This window comes from Corynebacterium nasorum (genome assembly GCF_032821635.1).
Lineage (GTDB): Bacteria > Actinomycetota > Actinomycetes > Mycobacteriales > Mycobacteriaceae > Corynebacterium > Corynebacterium kefirresidentii.
Genome location: NZ_JAVBIE010000001.1, coordinates 303,846 through 323,370 on the forward strand (window position 1 = coordinate 303,846; position 19,525 = coordinate 323,370).

Genomic DNA, 19,525 nt, shown 5'->3' on the forward strand with positions numbered 1-19,525 from the left:
CACGAGCATAACCACTTTTTAGTCTCCAGTGCCGTGCGTAAGCCCAGCGTGAATAATACGAATGCCGCGATGGAGGTCGTCGCGATAATTAGAGCCAGGAGCCTCGCCGGTGGTTTCTGCAAGCTGGCGTTGGGACTGTTCCATCAAGGTGGCACCGAGTACGAGGTGAATAGCCGATAGGGCGGCGGCGCGGTGGGTACTGTCGGCTTCATAGGCACCACGCGCTGCGGCAGAGCAAAAGACGGATAAGAGGTAGTCCCAGGCGGGGGCCTGAGGCAGGGAGAGACCGGCAATGACTACCTCAGCGCCGTCGCGGTGGGCAAGTAGCGCATCGCGCAGGCTGAGGCTGAGCTCCTCGAGCGACTCCCCAGAAACGGGGGAGATAATGTACTCAGCCAAAGCCGCAATGAGCGCCTGTTTATTGGCAATGTGCCAGTAAAGCGCGCCGGGGGCAACGCCGAGGGAGGATGCAACGCGGCGCATGGTGACGTCGCCCAGCCCATAGGTATCAAGCAAGGAAATAGCGGCGTCGATAATACTCTCGCGATTGATATGCACCTTGGTGATTGTACGGACTAGGACTAGCGGGGCGGTAGCTCACAGGTTCCTTTAATGGAGTATCAATGTCATTTCCATCGTGGTGTTGTTAGTATTGCGAAGACAAAAAGAAGCTGCCTTAAGGCGCTTCACATTCGCAAGATTGATTCAGGAGTTTTCCCTTGTCCTTTTTGACCCCTGCTAAGAAGTCCCTTATCGCAGTAGCGCTGGTTGCCCCCTTGGCGCTGGCTGCATGTGGTTCGGATGACAACAACGACGATTCTAAGAAGGCTGCCGCCACCACTGCCTCCAAGTCTTCTGAGGATAAGTCTGCAGACAAGTCCCAGGACAAAGACGCCGATAAGGACAAGGACAAAAACAAGGATAAGGATAAAGACAAGGACGGCGAAACCAAGGACGGCGCTGCTGGTGCAGAGGGCCAAGACGGCGAGGGCGCCCCTGGCGAGGGCCCAGATCAGATGGCCAACCCGCTAAATAATGGCGAGGATCCTTTCGCTGGGGCGAAGGACATCAAGCCGATTGAAGGTGGCCAGGACGCAAATGATGCTGACAAGCAGGCCATCGAGCAGCTGGTCCGCGGCCAGCACGAAATCGATAATGTGAAGGAATACTTCAACTACATGCCGCAGCACGCCTGCCAAGCCGTGCGTGAAGGCCAGGCCAAGGAGTTTGGCCAGTACCAGCAGTACGTCGATAGCCTGCCGAACCAGTCCTTCGCTGAGTACGCCAACACCATGCGCCAGCAGGGCGGAGGCAACGGTGAGGTAGAGAAGTTCGCTAGCCAGCTGGAGTCCATCCCGCAGTCGACCAAGCTGCAGTCTGTTAACGACATTGTGGTCAACGGTGACGATGCTTCTGCAACCGTGAGCGTGTCTAACTCTGAGGGCAATGAGACCTCTACGGTTCGCTTCCGTCGCGAGAATGGCAACTGGACCTTCTGCAACTAAATTGTCTCTTTCCCAGCGCCGCTTACCCCGCACCCTAGGTTTTGGTGCGGGGTTACTCGCGTGTGCGCTCTTGGTCTTTGGCGTGGCAGGTGCGCTGTGGGGGCTTTCCCGTCCGACGCTTGCCGGCCACGAGGTAGACGATGGCGGTTATGCCATCGAAGCGATGGGCAGCGCCCAGTTCATCGCCTTCATTACCTTTGCCCTCATAACTGGCCTACTCGGACTGCTTTTGGGCTTGGGTGCATATCTGCGACGGCAAGGGCGGGGCTTGTCGATGCTCTTGTGGGTCGGCGTGTGCGCCTTGGCAGGCGCGGCCTCGTTTTACGTATTTGGCGGGGTCACCGCCACGCATCCGCCCGAAAACCCAGGAGAGTTCGTAGAATTTGCACCGAAATTCTCCCCGGCCATCTCTTGGGCGGTAGCGCCATTTATGGCGATGTTTTCCTACTGGTCCACGGCTTTTGTGAGTTCCGATGATGATTGGTAAGCCGCGCGCCTAGGGCCATTCTACGGGGGAGGCGCCGGTAACTTCCTGCGCGATGTCATCGATTCCGTGCAGGATGTGTTTAAGGCCGCGGCCGATAGCGCTAAAGAGTTGGGGCCGCGTTAGGCCGGCGGCGGCAATGGTGGTGGCATCCATCCGCACCTGCAGGCCTTCGGCGGTGTGGTGGCAAAATGCAACGGCGCCGTGATGGGCGCGATTCCAGTCATTGCAAATGAGGAATAGGCGGGTAAATTCCGCTTCCTCCAAGCTGGGGTCCCAATGTCCCTTGATGATAAGGCTGGGGCCGTTGTCTAAAGCGAAGGAAAAGAGAACATCATTGACCCACGCGTAGATAGCCGTGGCGCCGTCGCTTTGGAAGCGTTGGATTCCGATAAGCGGCAGGATTTCGGCCAGGCTATCGAGGGTGAAGGGCTCTAAGGGGGCGTCGGCAAGCGGGGCTAGCTGCGGTGAGGCTTCGCGCACGAGGCCGGGATGGGATTGGGCGAGCAAGTCCATGAGGACCTCGGCATTGCGCAGTGCCGGTAAGGCAAACGCCGCGAGCTGTTCCCGGCTCGGGGAGTTATCCGCCGGTAGATAACTATGACCGGATACGCTTACGCACTCAGGCTGGTCAAAATCAACCACTACCGCCGGTGAGAGGCAATCGTGGTTCCACTCGTTGGCCACACGCGCTAGTTCGGATATTTCGCTGAGATTTACGCCGCCGCGGGGGCTGGTGTGTAGGTGGAGTACCGGTTCTTCTAGCTGGTCTATAAAGATGAAGGTAGATCCGCCGGCTGAGTGGGGTACTAAAAGTTCGCCTGAGGGTAGCGCCCAGCAGGACAAGCCATGTTCGCGGGCGATGGCGCGGACATGCGCAAGCAGAAGGGAAGGATCACTCTCGCTCATCACTGCCACCACCTTAAAGCTGTGTTGAGTCCGAGTCTATCGTCCAAACCCGCCCCCTCGCTGGCATTTGGACATTAGGATATTGGTTTAATAATAGAAATCCGATAAGAATAATGGGAGCCGGAAATGCTTCGAACCATCGATTTGCGCGGCACAGAGCTGCGCCCTGCCCAGCTGCGGCGAGTCCTGCCACGCGGCGGCACCGACGTCGCCGCTGTAGTGGACAAAGTGGCGCCAATGGTTCATCGCGTCCGTCAAGAAGGCGCCGCGGCGGCACTGGACTACAGCGAACTTTTTGATGGCGTGCGCCCGCTCCACCTGCGGGTACCGCAAGCGGAATTGGACAAGGCCGTCGCTGGCTTAGACCCGCAGGTGCGCCGAGCAATTGAGGCCTCGATTGAGCGCGTCCGCAAGGTCCACCTCGAACAAAAGCCGACCGCACATACCACCGAACTGGCTCGGGGCGCCACGGTGACCGAGGTCTTTCGCCCCATCGAGCGCGTCGGTTTGTACGTGCCGGGAGGCAAGGCCGTCTATCCCTCGTCTGTGATCATGAACGCGGTGCCGGCGCAGGCGGCCGGCGCAGAAAGCTTAGTGGTGGCCTCGCCCCCGCAAAAGGAGTTCGGCGGTCTACCGCACCCCACGGTGCTAGCTGTGTGCCAGATGCTTGGCGTAGATGAGGTGTGGGCTATAGGCGGTGGCCAGGCCGTTGCGCTGATGGCCTACGGCGATGATGATGCCGAGCTGGCACCAGTAGACATGATTACGGGGCCGGGAAATATTTTCGTTACCGCAGCCAAGCGCTTGGTGCGCGGGGTAGTGGGGACAGATGCAGAAGCAGGTCCAACCGAAATTGCCATCATCGCCGATGACACCGCAAACCCCGTGTATGTGGCTTATGACCTTATCTCCCAGGCCGAGCATGATCCGATGGCAGCGAGTGTGCTTATAACGGAATCAGAAAGCCTCGCTCAGCGCGTGAACGCGGAGGTGGAGGCGCGCTACGGCGCTACCGCTAATGCGGAGCGGGCGGCCGCGGCCTTAGGCGGCGAGCAATCCGGCATTGTGGTGGTCGATTCCCTGGACGCAGCGATTGCGGTGGCCAATGCCTATGCCGCCGAGCACCTGGAGATCCACACCGCAGAACCCGGCACGGTAGCTGAGCGGATTAAGCACGCTGGTGCCATCTTTGTGGGGGACTTCGCCCCTGTGCCACTCGGGGACTACGCTGCCGGTTCCAATCACGTGCTGCCCACCTCCGGCACGGCGCGCTTTTCGGCTGGCCTGTCTACCCACACCTTTATGCGGCCGGTCAACCTCATTAATTATGACCGAGCTGCGCTGGAAGAAATTGCCCCGCAGGTCATCGCCTTTGCTAAGGCCGAGGGGCTGCCTGCCCACGGCGAAGCAATCCGCGCCCGATTCGAGGAGAACTAAATGACGCAATTGACAGATCTTCCCCTGCGCGAGGAATTGCGCGGCAAGTCCGCCTATGGTGCGCCGCAACTCACTGTGGCCTACCAACTCAATACCAATGAAAATCCCTATCCGCCCTCTCCAGCGCTCGTTGCTGACTTGGTGGCGGAGACTCAGCGCCTTGCCTCCACGCTCAATCGCTATCCGGAACGCGATGCCGTAGAGCTGCGTAAAGCCTTGGCCCATTACGTTTCTGAACAGACCGGCGTGGGTATTAGCTATGAGCAGGTGTGGGCGGCGAACGGCTCCAATGAGATTCTGCAGCAGCTTCTACAGGCCTTTGGCGGCCCAGGCCGCAGTGTGCTCGGCTTTACGCCGTCCTATTCCATGCACCCCATCCTTGCGGACGGAACTTATACGCAGTTTGTGGAGTGCCCGCGGGACGAGGACTTCCGCATAGACATGGACCGGGCTCTGGCGGCCGTAGCACGGCACCAGCCGGATATCATCTTTGTGACAACGCCGAATAACCCCACCGGCGGGGTGACTAGTCTGGACGATATTGCCGCGCTTGCCGATGCCGCGCCGGGAATCCTCCTCGTCGATGAAGCCTACGGCGAATTCTCCTCTTCGCCCTCCGCAGTGACGCTGCTGGATAAATACCCCACAAAGTTGGTGGTCTCGCGCACCATGTCCAAGGCCTTCGACTTCGCCGGTGGCCGCCTTGGCTATTTTGTGGCAGATCCGGCCTTTGTAGAAGCCGTCATGTTAGTGCGACTTCCGTATCACCTGTCTGTGCTCTCCCAAGCTGCGGCGACAGTGGCGTTGCGCCATAGCGCGGATACGCTCGCCACCGTGGAAAAGATCGCCAGCGAGCGCGAGCGCGTGGCAGCTCGCTTGCGGGAACTGGGCTATACGGTCCTGCCTAGTGAATCCAATTTCCTCTTCTTCGGCCGCTTTGCTGACCAGCAGCGCGTATGGCAGCAGTTCTTGGATAAAGAAGTACTCATCCGGGATGTCGGGATTGCCGGGCACCTGCGCATGACCGTGGGCCTGCCGGAAGAAAACTCGGCCTTTTTGGCAGTAGCTGAGGACCTTGCGGATACAGTAGTAGCGGATAATCCGGCCGGAGGAGAAAGGAGCGAACCATGAGCAACCGTGTAGGACGCGCCCAGCGGTCTACCTCTGAATCGCAGATTTCCGTGGTCATCGACCTAGACGGCACGGGACGCAGCGATATTTCCACCGGCCTGCCCTTTTTCGATCATATGCTGACCTCGTTTGCCACCCACGGCAGCTTTGATCTCACCGTGCAGGCAGCGGGTGATACCGAGATCGATGCCCACCACACCGTGGAAGATACCGCCATCGTGCTCGGTACCGCACTGCAGGAAGCAGTGGGGGATAAGGCCGGCATTCGTCGTTTCGGCTCCCAGCTACTGCCCATGGATGAAACGTTGGTTGAAGCGGTGGTGGATTTTTCTGGCCGCGCTTATTTCGTGATGAACGGCGAGCCAGAGCACCTGCAGTGGCACATAATTGGTGGCCACTACGCCACGGTGATTAACCGCCACTTTTTTGAAACGCTTGCTGCCCACGCTGGGATAACGCTGCACCTCAACGTGCGCTATGGGCGCGATCCGCACCACCTTACGGAGGCGGAGTTTAAAGCCGTGGCGCGTGCGCTGCGCGCTGCCGTGGAACCCGACCCCCGTCGGACTGGAATTCCTTCGACGAAGGGAGCACTCTAAAAAGCATGCATGTTATGATTTTGGTTCTTTTCCTCGTGGCAGGCATGTTAGTAGGCGGTGCATGGACTGCCTACCAACAGGGGTCGAAGGCAATGACAGTAGTAGCCTCCCTTTTGGCCGCAATTACCGTGGTAGCAGCAATTTCGTGGATGGTAGGAGCGTTTGGTAAGTGAGCAAAACCCAAGAGACTAATATTTGGAAGATCCCGGGCTATACCGCCACTATGATGGCCATTGCCGCTGCTTTCGGCGCTTGGTCCATCCTCCTTCCGGTGGTGCCGCTCGCTGTCATTGATTCCGGCGGCTCAGCTACTTTGGCAGGCTCATCCACCGGCATCTTCATGGCCTTCACCGTGCTTACACAGATCATTTCCCCGTGGCTGCTGCGCCGTTGGGGTTATCGCCGCGTGATGGCACTTTCCGCCTTTACCTTGGGCGTTCCCGCCTTCGGACATCTTTTGGGAACAGATGCTTGGGTTGTCCTACTCTTTTCCGCTTTGCGCGGGGTGGGCTTTGGCGCGCTGACCGTTTCCGAGTCTGCGCTTATTGCCGAGTTGGCACCTGTTCGCCTTTTGGGCAAGGCCACCGGCATGATCGGTGTGTTTACGGGACTAGGCCAAATGGTCTTTTTGCCCTTGGGCTTGGTCATGGCGGAAAAGCTGGGTTATGCCTCGACGTATATCACTGCCGGCATCATTGGCTTCGTGGGCTTTGGTTTGTGCTTGCGCATTCCCAAGATAAAGGTCACGCTGGCTTCTGATACCGAAGACGAGCCCAACCTAATCCGCGTTCCCACGTGGAAGCTGGTGGCAGTGCCTGCACTAGCGTTAACGACTTTCTCCATGAGCTACGGCGCCGTGTCGTCCTTCCTGCCGCCGGCGGTGCAGGAACTAGATGCAGAGCGTGGCGCCAGCCTTGCCGGCATCATGCTGTCCATCGTGGGTGGCGCGGCCATGATTTTCCGCTACTTCGCCGGCATGGTGGCAGACCGCGTGGGCACTCCCGGCCGGTTGTATATCCCCAGCCAGATCATGGCCATTGTGGGTGTGCTCGCCATCGCCGTCCCGCTCTACCTCGACGGCTCCGTGTGGTGGCTTGTGCTGGGTGCCTTCCTATTCGGCGGGGCCTTTGGCATTGCCCAAAATGAAGCCCTGTTGTCGATGTTTGACCGTCTACCGCGCGAGCGTGTCTCGGAGGCTTCGGCCATTTGGAATATCTTCTATGATGGCGGCACCGGCTTGGGCTCGACCCTTTTGGGTGCGTTGGTTGCCGGCTACGGCTACGCGGGGGCGTTTGGCGCCGGTGTGGCTATCCTCGGCGTTGGCGTACTAATGACGCTGGCAGATTTTATCCTTGGGCGCACCCGCGTGAGTGAAACCAACGATATCCGAACGCGTCTGCGTCGCATGCGTAAGGTATAGCCCATGGCAAAGACGGTCGCATTATTGGATTACGGCGCGGGCAATGTGCGCTCGGCACAGCGCGCGCTGGAGCGAGTAGGCGCGGAAGTTGCCGTGACTGCGGATCCCAAAGCAGCGGTGGACGCAGACGGTCTGCTTGTCCCCGGCGTTGGCGCTTTTGACGCATGTATGCGCGGGCTAAACGAGGTTCAGGGGCCAAGGGTCATCGGCCAGCGCCTGGCAGGGGAGCGGCCAGTGCTGGGTATTTGCGTAGGTATGCAGGTGCTTTTCGACGTCGGGGTGGAGCACAACATCAATTCCACCGGCTGCGGCGAGTGGCCCGGCACCGTTGAAAAACTTCACTCTACAGTCCTGCCGCATATGGGGTGGAATACCGTTGCGGTTCCCGTCGGCAGCGATATGTTTGCAGGCTTGTCCGAAGACGAGCGGTTCTATTTTGTGCATTCCTATGGCGTCCGCCGCTGGGAGTTGGAAACGGAAATCACCCGTCCACCCTTGGTCAGCTGGGCCGAGCACGCGGGTGATAGGTTTGTCGCGGCGGTGGAAAATGGCGCTTTGTGGGCGACCCAATTCCACCCGGAAAAATCCGGGGACGCTGGCGCACAGCTTTTGGAAAACTGGATGCGCACGCTCTAGGTAGGATGGTGACTATGACTTTTACGCTTTTGCCCGCAGTTGATGTCTCTCAAGGTCAAGCGGTGCGCTTGGACAAAGGCGAAGCAGGCACCGAAGCCTCCTACGGCGCGCCGCGCGATGCCGCATTGAAGTGGCAGTCCCACGGCGCGCAATGGCTGCATTTTGTGGACTTGGATGCGGCATTCGGCCGCGGTTCCAACCACGAGCAGATGGCGAATATCACCGCAGAGCTGGGCATAAACGTGGAACTTAGTGGCGGCATCCGAGACGATGCCGCAGTAGAGCAAGCACTGGCTACCGGCGCGCAGCGCATTAATATTGGCACCGCTGCTCTTGAACAGCCGGAATGGATAGAAGATATCCTTGCGTGCTATGGCGATAAGGTTGCCGTGGATCTCGCAGTGCGCGAGGAAGGCGGCGAGTGGCGCACTGCGGGCAATGGTTGGGTTTCCGATGGCGGCGACCTGTGGGAGGTGCTCGAGCGCCTCGATGCTGCCGGATGCCAGCGCTTTGTGGTGACAGACGTATCTAAAGACGGCACGCTAAGCGGACCGAATATCGAGCTGTTGCGCGAGGTCGCCATGGCTACGGAAGCTAAAATCACCGCCTCCGGTGGTATCTCTAGCGTGGAAGACCTGCGCGAGCTTGCTCTCTATGAAAATGAGGGCATTGATTCCGCCATTATTGGAAAAGCCCTCTACGAGGGGAAATTCAGCCTCGAAGAAGCTCTCACAGCAGTGGCCGAGGTAGAGCCGCTGCCGGCGGAAGAAACCATTGACCCGTTCGACCCTGAGGACAACTAAGCCATGATGGAACCCCGCGAGTTGGTGGCCTTCGCGGAGGCGGCCGTAGACCAAGTAGAACCCATTTTTCGTTCCGGCCTTGGTGCGCAGCCCGCCCGCTTTAAAGGGCAGGGAGATTTTGCCACCGAGGTAGATCTCGTCATCGAGCAACAGCTGCGGGATATTTTGACTCAAATGACCGGCATCCCGGTGTACGGAGAAGAATCCGGCGGCAGCGTGCTAGATACCGTGTGGGTGGTAGATCCGATTGATGGCACCGCAAATTACTCCGCTGGAAACCCTTTAGCCGGCATCTTGGTGGCGCTCACCCATAAGGGCGCACCTGTTGTAGCGGTGTCTGATTTCCCATTATTGGGGCGACGTTTGGTCACTTGCGATGGCTCTCCTCTGCGCTCAGTAGGCGGGCCTGCTACTGGCTTCGGCGGTGGGGAGGACGCGATGGGCTTCGATGAAGCGCGCGGACACGTGGGCTGCTCTTCTCATCTGCCCACTGAGATCTTCCACGAGCTGCGCGAAACCGGCCTGCGCCCGCGGATGACCGGTTCAGTGGGGCTGGATAATGCCTTTGTTGCGCAGGGCGTATTTGATGGCGCGATTAACTTCTCCCCACACCCGTGGGATAACGCCGCTGGTGCACTGCAAATTCAAACCGCCGGCGGAGTAGTGACTGATCCGGAAGGAAATCCGTGGACTGCGCAGTCGCGTGGCTTGGTCGCAGGTACCCCGCAGGTCCATGCCACTATCGTGGACATCCTGTCCCGTCATAGCGGTTCCTTTCACCGCTAAGACTTCATTCTCACAAAGGAGGCGGCCGATATGGCTGTAGCCGTACGTGTTATCCCCTGCCTAGACGTGGACCAAGGCCGAGTGGTCAAGGGCGTTAACTTCGAAAACCTGCGCGATGCCGGTGACCCGGTGGAGTTGGCCGCGCGTTATGACTCCTTAGGCGCTGACGAACTTACATTTTTGGATGTATCTGCCTCAAAGCAAGGGCGTTCAACCATGCTAGAGGTTGTACGCCGCACTGCGGACCAGGTATTTATCCCACTAACAGTCGGCGGCGGGGTACGCAGCGTCGACGACGTCCGGGAGCTACTGCGCGCCGGTGCAGATAAGGTTTCCGTAAATACTGCAGCGATTAAGAATCCGGAAGTGCTGCGCGAAATGGCCGAGGTTTTCGGGGCCCAATGCATCGTGCTGTCCGTTGATGCCCGCCGGTGCCGGGAGGAGTTTGCGCCCTCTGGTTACGAGGTCACCACGCATGGTGGCACGAAGTCGGCCGGAATAGACGCCATTGAGTGGGCTCGCCGTGGCGAGGAACTCGGAGTAGGGGAGATTCTCCTCAACTCGATGGATGGCGATGGCACCAAGCAAGGATTTGATGTGGACCTGCTGTATGCCGTGCGCGAGGCAGTGACTATTCCCATCATCGCTTCTGGCGGTGCGGGCAGCGCCGCGGATTTCCCACCGGCCGTTGCGGCCGGTGCCGATGCCGTTTTGGCCGCAAGCATTTTCCATTTTGGTGAGGTAGAAATTTGCGACGTAAAGGACACCCTAGATGCCGCAGGTTACGAGGTGCGCCGATGAGTAACCCGGCCGACTATGAACTAGATGGGGGCATCGCCAAGCAGCTCAAGCGCAATGACCAAGGCTTGGTGCCGGCCATTGCCCAGGCTGAGTCCGGTGAGGTGCTGATGATGGCATGGATGGATGACCATGCTTTGGCGCATACCCTTGCCACGCGCAAGGCCACGTATTTTTCGCGCTCGCGCAATGAGTACTGGGTCAAGGGTGAGACTTCTGGCCACACCCAAGAGGTGCTGGGCGTTCGCCTTGACTGTGATGGAGATACTATCCTGCTGACCGTGCGGCAGCGTGGTGGCGCCTGCCATACCGGTGACCGCACGTGCTTTGACGCCACAGATCTCCTAGGAGGACAATCGTGAAGGCTAAACGCCTTGGACCGCTACTTATCGCTGTAGGAGCCATCGTATTGTGGCTGTCTTCCCGTGCCACGTGGGTGGTTGCTGCCAGCGAAGATGATAAGACCGGCTCCGCCGCCAATGACATCATAGGTTCGGCATGGTCGCTAGAGATTATGGCCTTGACTCTAGTATTGGTTGCCGGCGCCGTCGCAGGGTTGGCTCTGCGCCGCATCGGTAGGCGCGTAGTGGGCATTATTTGTGCCCTCGCAGCAGCGGCCAGTGCATGGACCCCGGTTAGCTTGCTGACGGCGGGCGCGGATGTTGAGCGCGCGCAGAAGATCCTGCAAGGTGCCTCGGCTAATAAGAATGCAGTAGATTCCGCGCAAATTTCTCAATGGGCCACAGTGGTTTCCACCGAGGTGCATGCCTGGGGGCCGATTCTGGCCCTGGTAGGAGCGGCAATGGCTCTTTTTGGTGCGGTTATGCTAGCTCGCAACCCAGGCGAGGATAAAGTGAAGGCATCTAGCAAATACGAGACGCCGGCAGCGCGGCAAGCGAAATTGGAGGAGGATTTGGAAACCTCCTCTGATTCTGGCCGCGTGATGTGGGACGCGCTTGATAGTGATATCGATCCCACTGATATGGATAAAAAATAGCCCCGTAGTCTGTGCAATTTCCGCAACTGCACGGGAGCGGGTTAACCTAAGTGTGATTTCAATCGCCCGTGGAGGGAGGTGCTGATGCCTACGCCCATTGCCGTTGACCACCTAGTAGCAGGAGTCTTAGAGGACGTCGCTGCGCGGGAGTCCCGTGTGTCGTTTCAGGAAGTAAAGGCACGCTCGCGTGACATGGAATCTCCCCGGGATGTGCGCGCAGCTCTCTTGCGCCCCGGCTGCTCCGTTATCACGGAACTCAAGCGTGCCGTTCCCTACGGCGGCGAGATTGCACATGTTGGTTCTGCGGAGCACATGGCGCAATGGGCCCGCACCTTTGAAGACTGCGGCGTACACCTTATGGCGTGCCAGACTGATTTCCGCCGCTTCCACGGTTCTTTGGAGGACATGGCGGCTGCCCGCGCAGCGATTGATGTGCCCATGATGTCACGAGATCTCATCGTAGATCCCTACCAAATTCATGAGGCCCGCTGTTATGGGGCCGATGCTATTCCACTGCAAGTAGAGCTGCTGGAGCAGGCTCGCTTGGAGGCACTATTAGACCGCGTGGAATCTCTCGGTATGACCGCCATCGTCGAGGTACGCAACTGCGCCGAGGTCGACCGCGCAATTAAGGCTGGAAGTAGCGTTATCTCCATCAATGCGTGGTCTTTAGCCTCGGACGCGATTAACCGTGAGGCGTTCAACGATATTGCCCCGGGCCTGCCCGAATCCATCCTGCGCATTGCAGTAGGTGGGGTAAACAACGCGCGCAACCTTTTTCACTATGCTTCCCGGGGCGCCGATGCGGTGCTCGTCGGCGAATCAGTCATGGCGGCCCAAGACCCTACAGCGTTGGCTCGGTCGCTGGTTGCCGCCGGCCAGCACCCAGCGTGCCCCGCGCGCAAATTAGAGTAATACCCCGACTAGCTGGCGGGGTGGGGGATAAGGCACACTGGCTACGTGCACACAGAAATTCTTGCAAATATTCCGTCTCCGCCGCAGGGCGTGTGGCAGGTGGGGCCACTTCCCATCCGTGCCTACGCGCTGTGCATCATCGTGGGCATTATCGTCGGCCTGCGCATGACCTTGCGCCGTTATACCGCTCGCGGCGGCAACCCAGACACAGTATGGGATGCTGCCATCGTGGTTATCCCAGCCGGCATCATTGGCGGGCGGCTCTACCACGTGATTACCGATAATCAGAAGTACTTCTGCGATAGTTGCAGCCCCGCGGATGCGCTAAAGATTACCAATGGCGGCCTTGGCATCTGGGGCGCTGTTGCTCTCGGCGCGCTGGCCTTGTGGATACTTTTCAAAGTGAAGAAGGTGCCACTCGGCCCCTTCGCTGATGCCGTGGCCCCGGGCCTGGTCCTCGCGCAGGCGATTGGGCGGCTAGGCAACTGGTTTAACCAAGAACTCTACGGGCGCCCGACCGACGTTCCATGGGCTTTAGATATTTACTACCGAGTCAATGACAACGGCGGTTTTGCGCCGGTCTCCGGGCACTCCACGGGTGAGGTTATGACTTCGGTGCATCCGACCTTTCTCTACGAGCTGGTGTGGAACGTCCTTGTATGTCTATTCCTCTTGTGGGCGCACAAGGCATGGAAGTTGGGGCACGGACGAGTCTTTGCCCTCTATGTCATGGGCTATACGTTGGGCCGGTTCTTTATCGAAGGAATGCGTTCCGATGAAGCCACCCATATCTTCGGGCTGCGCGTGAATATCATCGTCTCCCTGGTGATTTTCATCATCTCTGCGGTCGTCTTTTTCTTGCTTGATAGGCGCCGCCAAGGCCCAGAATCTCCCGCAGAGGTAGATCCTAAGTATTGGGCCGAGCGCCGCGATAGTAACGGGGGTGGCGATGGTAGCGCGGTACCTGAGGGGCAGCATTCGGACTCTGCATCACCGTAGGTTCTACCCCGGTATTTCCGAATAGGTTTGATTGTGTGGGGGCTAGGGCATTTTTGAGTGTCCGTTCGGAAAATGGGGGTCCAAAATTGTGGCCGCAATCCATACGAAGGAGTAGGTTGGGGAGTGTTCAGTTTCCCCGACGGAATAGGCCAATAATGCTGGATAGAAGAACAAAGATTGTCTGTACTCTCGGCCCTGCCGTTGCTAGCGAGGATGGCATTTTGCGCCTCGTTCAAGACGGCATGGACGTTGCCCGCTTGAATATGTCTCACGGCGAGCACGCGGACCACGAGGCGAATTACAACTGGGTGCGCCAGGCTACTGATAAGACCGGCCGCGCCGTCGGTATTTTGGCGGACCTGCAGGGCCCCAAGATTCGCCTTGGCCGCTTTATTAACGGCGAGGAGCAGTGGGATAACGGTGAAATCGTCCGCATTACCGTGGACGATATCGAAGGCACCCACGACCGAGTATCTACCACTTATAAGGGCTTGGCCAAGGACGCCAAGCCGGGTGACCGCCTGCTTATCGACGACGGAAAGGTCGCCGTTGTCTGTAAGGAAGTCGACGGCAATGACGTCGTGTGTGAGGTTACCGAGGGCGGCCCAGTTTCCAATAACAAGGGCGTTTCCCTTCCTGGCATGGATATCTCCGTGCCGGCCCTGTCGGAGAAGGATATCGCCGACCTGCGCTTCGCTCTGAAGCTTGGCGTAGATCTTGTCGCGCTTTCCTTCGTTCGCTCCCCAGCTGACGTGGATAAGGTCCACGAGATTATGGATGAAGAAGGTCGCCGCGTTCCGGTTATTGCGAAGCTGGAAAAGCCGGAGGCAGTCGATGCCCTCGAGTCCATCGTGCTGGCATTCGATGCCATTATGATTGCCCGTGGTGACCTCGGCGTCGAGGTGCCGCTGGAGCGTGTGCCGCTGTTCCAGAAGCGCGCTATCCAGATTGCGCGTGAAAACGCTAAGCCGGTCATCGTGGCTACCCAGATGCTGGATTCGATGATTTCCAACCTGCGCCCGACCCGTGCAGAGGCATCCGACGTTGCCAACGCCGTGCTCGATGGCGCCGATGCTGTCATGCTCTCTGGTGAGACTTCCGTGGGCATTGACCCGCAGAACGTTGTGCGCACCATGTCCAAGATTGTGGCTAATGCTGAAGACGGCGGCAAGGTTCCACCGCTTACCCACGTTCCACGCACCAAGCGTGGTGTGGTGTCCTACTCCGCTCGCGATATTGCAGAGCGCCTTAATGCTAAGGCCATCGTGGCCTTCACCACCTCCGGTGATACTGCCAAGCGTGTAGCCCGCCTGCATTCCCACCTGCCGCTGTTGGCGTTTACCCCGGATCCGGCCGTGCGTTCTGAGCTCGCGTTGACCTGGGGCGCGGAGACTTTCTTGAGTCCGCACGTTAAGTCCACCGATGACATGATGGCAGCTATCGATGACGCATTGCTGGAGATGGATAAATACGAAGAAGGTGACATGATTGTCGTCATTGCTGGTACCCCTCCAGGAATTGCCGGCAATACCAACATGATTCAGTGCCACTTGTTGGGTGAAACCAAGAAGTAATTTTCTTGGCATAAGCGCCGCGCCCCACCCCTTAAGACGTTCCACGGGGCGCGGCGCTTTTCTATATACATTTATACAAATGTAGATTTATATTTACCTCGAGTACACTCAGCGGTTGCTTTCCTGACATGCGGCTGCAGTACTTTTTGGTTGTTCATGTTTCAGCTTCTCTACACATTCAAAGGACAACTGCACAATGACCTAAATCAGGCCGACTTGGCCTCAGTGGCTGCGCTTACCGCCATCCATTTTCATTTAATTGTCAATAAGCGTCGACGGGGATAGGCTGAGTGCATGGCACACGAGCACCACGACCACGATCACTCCAGCACGCCGCTGCGCGCACTCTTGATTGCGCTAGGCATTACCGGCACCGTCTTCTTCGCGGAGCTGATCGGCGGCTGGTTGGCGGGTTCGATGGCGCTGATGGCGGATGCGATGCACATGCTTTCCGACGCTGCGGGGTTGATCATCGCGGTGTTAGCGGTGTTGGTTGGGCGCCGACAAGCATCGGCTCAGGCCACGTACGGCTACCGACGAGTGGAGGTGCTTGCTGCACTGGCGAACGCAGTGATGGTGCTGGCGATCTCGGTGTGGATTGTCGTCGAGGCGGTGCGCCGCCTGCAGAGCCCGGCCGAAGTGCAGGGAAAAACGATGCTGATCATCGCGGTGATCGGCCTGGTGGCGAATGCGCTATCGGCGTGGGTTCTGCACCGGCACCGCAAATCCTCGATCAACGTGGAGGGCGCGTTCTTGCACGTGTTAGTGGATATGCTCGGCTCGGTCGCAGTAATCGTAGCCGGCATCGTGGTACTGACCACGGAGTTTGTGGCGGCGGACGTGATCGCCTCCCTAGCGATCGCGGCGATGGTGCTGCCGCGCGCCTGGCAGCTCATGCGGCTTTCGGCGAGCGTGCTGCTCGAGCAAGTCCCGGCGGACTTCGACGCCAGTGCGATCGAGCCCGCGCTGCGGCAGGTCGAGGGCGTTGCTGACATCCACGACCTGCACCTGTGGAGCCTGGACGGCGTGAACGTGCTCACGACCGTGCATATCGTGCGCGACGGCACCGTCGGCACCGGCCCGCTGTTGGATGCCGCCCAGCAGGCCCTGCGCGAACACGGTATCGAGCACTCCACCATCCAGATTGAGCACCCAGAGCACGAATCCCACGAGACGGTGTGCTGATTCCCTTCTAACCTGACTTAGGCCAATTTTGTGCGGAAGTTCGCGGCCGGTGATTACTTGGATGGTGGCAGTGAGGTCGGGCGGGAATGGTACGGCGGCGTGAATGGTTTCGCCGCCAACGACGAGTTGAAAGCTGCGGTATTTCTTGAGTGTTCTCACGAGGCGTTTGATGAAGTGACCACTGCGGGTCTCCATCAGGTGGGTCACGGCTAGTGCTGCCATCACAATATTGAGATGTGCTGTGATCGAGTTTTGTTTCCTCGCATAGATTGGGCGTGCTTTCAGGTCTGATTTCGACATCCGATACGACATTTTCAATGTGGAATAGCCTGCGGTAATGCCCGATAACCTCCTGGGCGGGAAGAGCGGTCAGGTCGGTTTCATAGCCTTTAATTCCGGCTAGGGCTCGGTGTTTGGCAGCAAGAGCGTAGTTGACCTTCTTGTTCGGGGTGGAAAGATCGAAATAGCGGTTGCGCTTAATGGCGATTTCGCCGTCAACAGCGCGTTTGGCTTTTGCGACTTGCTCTTTGATTCCGCGCAGGCCGCGTCTGGCCCGATCATAGGAGTACTGGAAGTGGGTCACCGTATTCGGGGTTGTGTGTTTGCGCGCATCGCTTGCCGAGGCTTGTGTCCAGATCTGGCCGTGGGCGTAGGCTTCACCAGGGATTTCCCGCCGCCAGGTTTCAATCACCTCAGGCACGGTGGGGTTTCACCGACAAAATGTAGTGCAGACCTGCATCTATCAATGCTTGCTTGTTCGGAGGGTGTCAAGTTGTTTGTGTGTGGGGCTAGGTTTATAGGTATTTGTCGAAGCTGTCGGGGTAGGCCACGGCCATTTGGTTAATGGCTTTTTTCAGCCGGAAACTCGGGTCCCTTCCATGAGTCTGCCGGTTGTCGCTGAGACTCGTTTGCCCTGCTTCGCTCTCTTGGCAGCTCGTCTGTCTTCGATATTGCAGATCATCAACCATAGCGTCTTGAGCGCTGATTCATTGTTAGTGAACTGCACCCTGTTGCGGGTAGCTTTCCGCAGTTCATTGTTGAATGATTCAATCGAATTCTTCGTGTAAATGACCTTGCTGGCTGCTGGTGGGAACTGGAGAAACGGTACGAAACGCGCCCATGCATCTCGCCAGACTTTGACTGAGCGTGGATACTTTTCTGCCAATTCAGAGGCTTCAAATTCGTCTAAGGCAGCCTGAGCTGTGGACTCGTCCGTGGCGGTGTAAATCTTTTTCAACGCGGCCGATACGCCCCGGCGATCCCTGTAGGCTACCCATCGGTTAGCGGCACGAATCAGGTGCACGATACAGGTTTGCACCATAGAGTTCGGCCAGGTTGCCTTTACTTCTTCCGGCAAGCCTTTGAACCCGTTACAGCAAACGATAAAGACGTCTTTAACCCCACGGTTAGAAAGATTGGCGCATACTTGCGCCCAGGATGAAGCGCTTTCTTCTTTGGCAATCCACGATTCCAAAAAGTGCTTGATACCGTCGAGAGCCACGCCGATTGCCATGTACGCGGACTTATTGACCACTAGGCCGCCATCGCGGATTTTAATGCGCAGCGCGTCCAGGAAAATGACCGGGTAGAACTCGTCTAGCTGGCGGTTTTGCCAGACCATGACCTCATCGAGGACGGCATCGGTGACTGCGGAAATCGTCTCATGGGAAATATCAACACGCATCGCCGTTGCCATATGATGCTGGATATCCCTAATTGTCATCCCACCGGCGTACAAGCTGACAATCATGTCATCGACATCAGTCAAGCGCCTAGAACCTTTAGGGACCATAGTTGGCAAGAATGTTCCAGCCCGATCTCTCGGGACATCAACGGCAACTGGCCCGTAGTTAGAATCCACAGTCTTTGGATACGACCCGTTGCGGTGATTGTCTGTCCCAGCAGCAGCTTTAGCGCTCCTGTCGCCAGACTCGTAGCCCAGGTGGGCATCCATTTCAGCGTTGAGGCCTCTGGTAATCGAGGCCTGTAACATGCCGCGAACCAGGTCATTGGCATCCGTCGTGGACGTGCCTAGGTCATCAATCAGTTTCGCGATTTCTGGGTTAGCAAGCAACTTCTTTTCAATCGCATCAATCTTGGCCTTATCAGCCGGATCTCGTCTTGTCACAGTAGTCATTCTGGCTTATCTCCTTATGCAGGTTGGGAACCCACACACAAACCATCAGACACTCTCTATTCCGAAGCCACTCCGGCGGCGTGGGCCGCGCACAACATGGACCGCAATAAGTTGCCGGACATCAGCCGCGAGATGCTTGGCAGCGACCTCGACGTGGTCATGGCAGCTGGTCACCCGTTCTACGACAATGACCACCAAAAGGTCGATACTCCGGATTACAGCTTCATGTATGAGGAGGACTACGCCAAGCTTTCCGCTGGCGAGACCGACTGGAACTACTTTGAGTCCAACGATGACTTCAAGAAGATGGCGGAAGGCGACGTCAAGCCGGATCAGAAGTACTGGGGTATCGCACAGGTAGGATCCACCTTGCAGAACTCCCGCTCTGGCGAGGCGAAGGAGCCGTACTCTGATCCGCTTAACGACGTCGTGGATCTCCCCACCATGACCACCGGCGCACTCAACGCACTGGGACAGGATGAAGATGGATTCTCCGTCATGATCGAGGGTGGTGCCATCGACTGGGCCGGACACGGCAATAACCCGGTGCGCGATATCGAAGAAACCCAGGACTTCAACAAATCGGTCGATGCCGCCATCAAATGGGTCGAGGAGAATTCTTCCTGGGAGGAGACCCTGCTGGTTGTTACCGCAGACCACGAAACCGGCTATCTCTCCGGTGCGAACGAGGCTCCGACTGAGGATAACCCTGAGGCGGATAACCGCTTCAACGCTATGGAAGGTGAGAAGGGCAAGGTTGCTCGCCACGGTTGGTACTCCGGTCAGCACACCAACCAGTTGGTGCCGTTCTTCTTCAAGGGCGCCGGCTCCGGGGACATCATGGCCCGTATCTTTGGGACCGATTCGGTCCGCGGTGACTACATCGACAACACCCTGGTAGCCAACTTGACCTTTGATGAGTGGTGGAACGATGGCACCGGCCAAGCAGACGACCCAGAGCAGCCAGAAGACGCTGCCAACCCGTCCGATGACGCCGGCAAGGAAGGCAGCAGCAAGGAATTTGCCGCAGGCCTAGCTACAGGCCTAGGAATCTTGGGCGCTGTCGTTGGTGGACTCGGTTTCCTAGCTACGCAGATGGGCGTGCTTAACATTGACTTGAAGCCCATTTATGAGCAGCTAAAGCGCATGGGCCTGCGCTAAACAGAATTGAGCACAACGCCTTGCCAAAGGTCCTGCCCTCCGCCACGAA

The 19,525-nt window shown here is 58.1% G+C and carries 20 protein-coding genes and 2 pseudogenes; 18 read left to right on the forward strand and 4 right to left on the reverse strand.

Translation table 11 applies throughout. The annotated features are described in order from the left end of the window. Nucleotides 1-18 precede the first annotated feature (18 nt). Nucleotides 19-558, reverse strand: a complete 540-nt coding sequence (locus RAE07_RS01415; RefSeq protein ID WP_023021240.1) for a TetR family transcriptional regulator — start codon at nucleotides 556-558, stop codon at nucleotides 19-21. 161 nt (nucleotides 559-719) lie between these two features. On the opposite strand from RAE07_RS01415, the gene RAE07_RS01420 reads away from it, so the two are divergent. Both RAE07_RS01420 and RAE07_RS01425 read left to right on the forward strand, forming a co-directional pair. Continuing rightward, entirely contained in the window at nucleotides 720-1,505 is a 786-nt protein-coding gene (locus tag RAE07_RS01420) for a hypothetical protein (RefSeq protein ID WP_317001165.1), read from the forward strand. Next, nucleotides 1,480-1,992 carry a hypothetical protein gene (locus RAE07_RS01425; protein ID WP_244169494.1) on the forward strand — a complete coding sequence of 171 codons (513 nt, stop codon included), beginning with the start codon at nucleotides 1,480-1,482 and terminating at the stop codon, nucleotides 1,990-1,992. Before RAE07_RS01420 ends, RAE07_RS01425 begins: the two co-directional genes overlap by 26 nt. A gap of 9 nt (nucleotides 1,993-2,001) precedes the next feature. Here the strand turns inward: RAE07_RS01425 and RAE07_RS01430 are convergent, their stop codons facing one another. After that, the gene (locus tag RAE07_RS01430; RefSeq protein ID WP_317001169.1) at nucleotides 2,002-2,898 is read right to left on the reverse strand and encodes a type III secretion system chaperone family protein; all 897 of its coding nucleotides are present in this window, start codon (nucleotides 2,896-2,898) and stop codon (nucleotides 2,002-2,004) included. Between the two features lie 126 nt (nucleotides 2,899-3,024). Between RAE07_RS01430 and hisD the strand changes: the two genes are divergently transcribed. From hisD to RAE07_RS01505, 15 genes are all read left to right on the forward strand, one after another. Further along, nucleotides 3,025-4,335: a histidinol dehydrogenase gene (hisD, locus tag RAE07_RS01435; RefSeq protein ID WP_317001170.1), complete on the forward strand. Its 1,311-nt coding sequence runs from the start codon at nucleotides 3,025-3,027 to the stop codon at nucleotides 4,333-4,335. Continuing rightward, complete coding sequence (locus RAE07_RS01440; protein ID WP_317001171.1) at nucleotides 4,336-5,466, forward strand: histidinol-phosphate transaminase; 1,131 nt, start codon at nucleotides 4,336-4,338, stop codon at nucleotides 5,464-5,466. Beyond that, nucleotides 5,463-6,065: an imidazoleglycerol-phosphate dehydratase HisB gene (gene hisB, locus RAE07_RS01445; RefSeq protein ID WP_317001172.1), complete on the forward strand. Its 603-nt coding sequence runs from the start codon at nucleotides 5,463-5,465 to the stop codon at nucleotides 6,063-6,065. Before RAE07_RS01440 ends, hisB begins: the two co-directional genes overlap by 4 nt. A gap of 5 nt (nucleotides 6,066-6,070) precedes the next feature. Then, the gene (locus RAE07_RS01450; RefSeq protein ID WP_023021247.1) at nucleotides 6,071-6,238 is read left to right on the forward strand and encodes a CG2302 family histidine operon protein; all 168 of its coding nucleotides are present in this window, start codon (nucleotides 6,071-6,073) and stop codon (nucleotides 6,236-6,238) included. Beyond that, nucleotides 6,235-7,485, forward strand: coding sequence for an MFS transporter (locus RAE07_RS01455; protein WP_023021248.1), 1,251 nt, complete (start codon nucleotides 6,235-6,237; stop codon nucleotides 7,483-7,485). The genes RAE07_RS01450 and RAE07_RS01455 overlap by 4 nt, the downstream gene beginning before the upstream one ends. A 3-nt stretch (nucleotides 7,486-7,488) precedes the next feature. Next, a complete protein-coding gene (hisH, locus tag RAE07_RS01460; protein WP_023021249.1) occupies nucleotides 7,489-8,121 on the forward strand; it encodes an imidazole glycerol phosphate synthase subunit HisH in 633 nt (210 codons plus the stop codon). Nucleotides 8,122-8,135: 14 nt separating this feature from the next. Next, nucleotides 8,136-8,924 carry a bifunctional 1-(5-phosphoribosyl)-5-((5-phosphoribosylamino)methylideneamino)imidazole-4-carboxamide isomerase/phosphoribosylanthranilate isomerase PriA gene (gene priA / locus RAE07_RS01465; protein WP_317001173.1) on the forward strand — a complete coding sequence of 263 codons (789 nt, stop codon included), beginning with the start codon at nucleotides 8,136-8,138 and terminating at the stop codon, nucleotides 8,922-8,924. A gap of 3 nt (nucleotides 8,925-8,927) precedes the next feature. Beyond that, complete coding sequence (locus tag RAE07_RS01470) at nucleotides 8,928-9,710, forward strand: inositol monophosphatase family protein (protein ID WP_317001175.1); 783 nt, start codon at nucleotides 8,928-8,930, stop codon at nucleotides 9,708-9,710. Between the two features lie 30 nt (nucleotides 9,711-9,740). Then, complete coding sequence (gene hisF, locus RAE07_RS01475; RefSeq protein WP_239204304.1) at nucleotides 9,741-10,511, forward strand: imidazole glycerol phosphate synthase subunit HisF; 771 nt, start codon at nucleotides 9,741-9,743, stop codon at nucleotides 10,509-10,511. Next, complete coding sequence (gene hisI / locus RAE07_RS01480) at nucleotides 10,508-10,870, forward strand: phosphoribosyl-AMP cyclohydrolase (RefSeq protein WP_023021253.1); 363 nt, start codon at nucleotides 10,508-10,510, stop codon at nucleotides 10,868-10,870. Before hisF ends, hisI begins: the two co-directional genes overlap by 4 nt. Then, a complete protein-coding gene (locus RAE07_RS01485) occupies nucleotides 10,867-11,505 on the forward strand; it encodes a TIGR02234 family membrane protein (protein WP_023021254.1) in 639 nt (212 codons plus the stop codon). The genes hisI and RAE07_RS01485 overlap by 4 nt, the downstream gene beginning before the upstream one ends. Before the next feature lie 84 nt (nucleotides 11,506-11,589). Then, entirely contained in the window at nucleotides 11,590-12,420 is an 831-nt protein-coding gene (locus RAE07_RS01490; protein ID WP_023021255.1) for an indole-3-glycerol phosphate synthase TrpC, read from the forward strand. A gap of 45 nt (nucleotides 12,421-12,465) precedes the next feature. Beyond that, entirely contained in the window at nucleotides 12,466-13,419 is a 954-nt protein-coding gene (lgt, locus tag RAE07_RS01495) for a prolipoprotein diacylglyceryl transferase (protein WP_023021256.1), read from the forward strand. A 158-nt stretch (nucleotides 13,420-13,577) separates the two neighbouring features. Beyond that, nucleotides 13,578-14,993, forward strand: coding sequence for a pyruvate kinase (gene pyk / locus RAE07_RS01500; RefSeq protein WP_198010468.1), 1,416 nt, complete (start codon nucleotides 13,578-13,580; stop codon nucleotides 14,991-14,993). Nucleotides 14,994-15,287: 294 nt separating this feature from the next. Next, nucleotides 15,288-16,178, forward strand: coding sequence for a cation diffusion facilitator family transporter (locus tag RAE07_RS01505; protein ID WP_317001177.1), 891 nt, complete (start codon nucleotides 15,288-15,290; stop codon nucleotides 16,176-16,178). A 30-nt stretch (nucleotides 16,179-16,208) separates the two neighbouring features. On the opposite strand, the pseudogene RAE07_RS01510 reads toward RAE07_RS01505, so the two are convergent. Together RAE07_RS01510 and RAE07_RS01515 are read right to left on the reverse strand one after the other, a co-directional pair. Next, a pseudogene (locus RAE07_RS01510) lies at nucleotides 16,209-16,936 on the reverse strand (IS1634 family transposase); the annotation flags it as partial. A gap of 36 nt (nucleotides 16,937-16,972) precedes the next feature. Continuing rightward, nucleotides 16,973-18,315, reverse strand: a pseudogene (locus RAE07_RS01515) (IS256 family transposase). Here RAE07_RS01515 and RAE07_RS01520 point away from each other — a divergent pair. Further along, nucleotides 18,292-19,476 (forward strand): alkaline phosphatase, encoded by a 1,185-nt coding sequence (locus tag RAE07_RS01520; protein ID WP_317001209.1) that lies wholly within the window; start codon nucleotides 18,292-18,294, stop codon nucleotides 19,474-19,476. The pseudogene RAE07_RS01515 and the gene RAE07_RS01520 overlap by 24 nt on opposite strands. Nucleotides 19,477-19,525 lie beyond the last annotated feature (49 nt).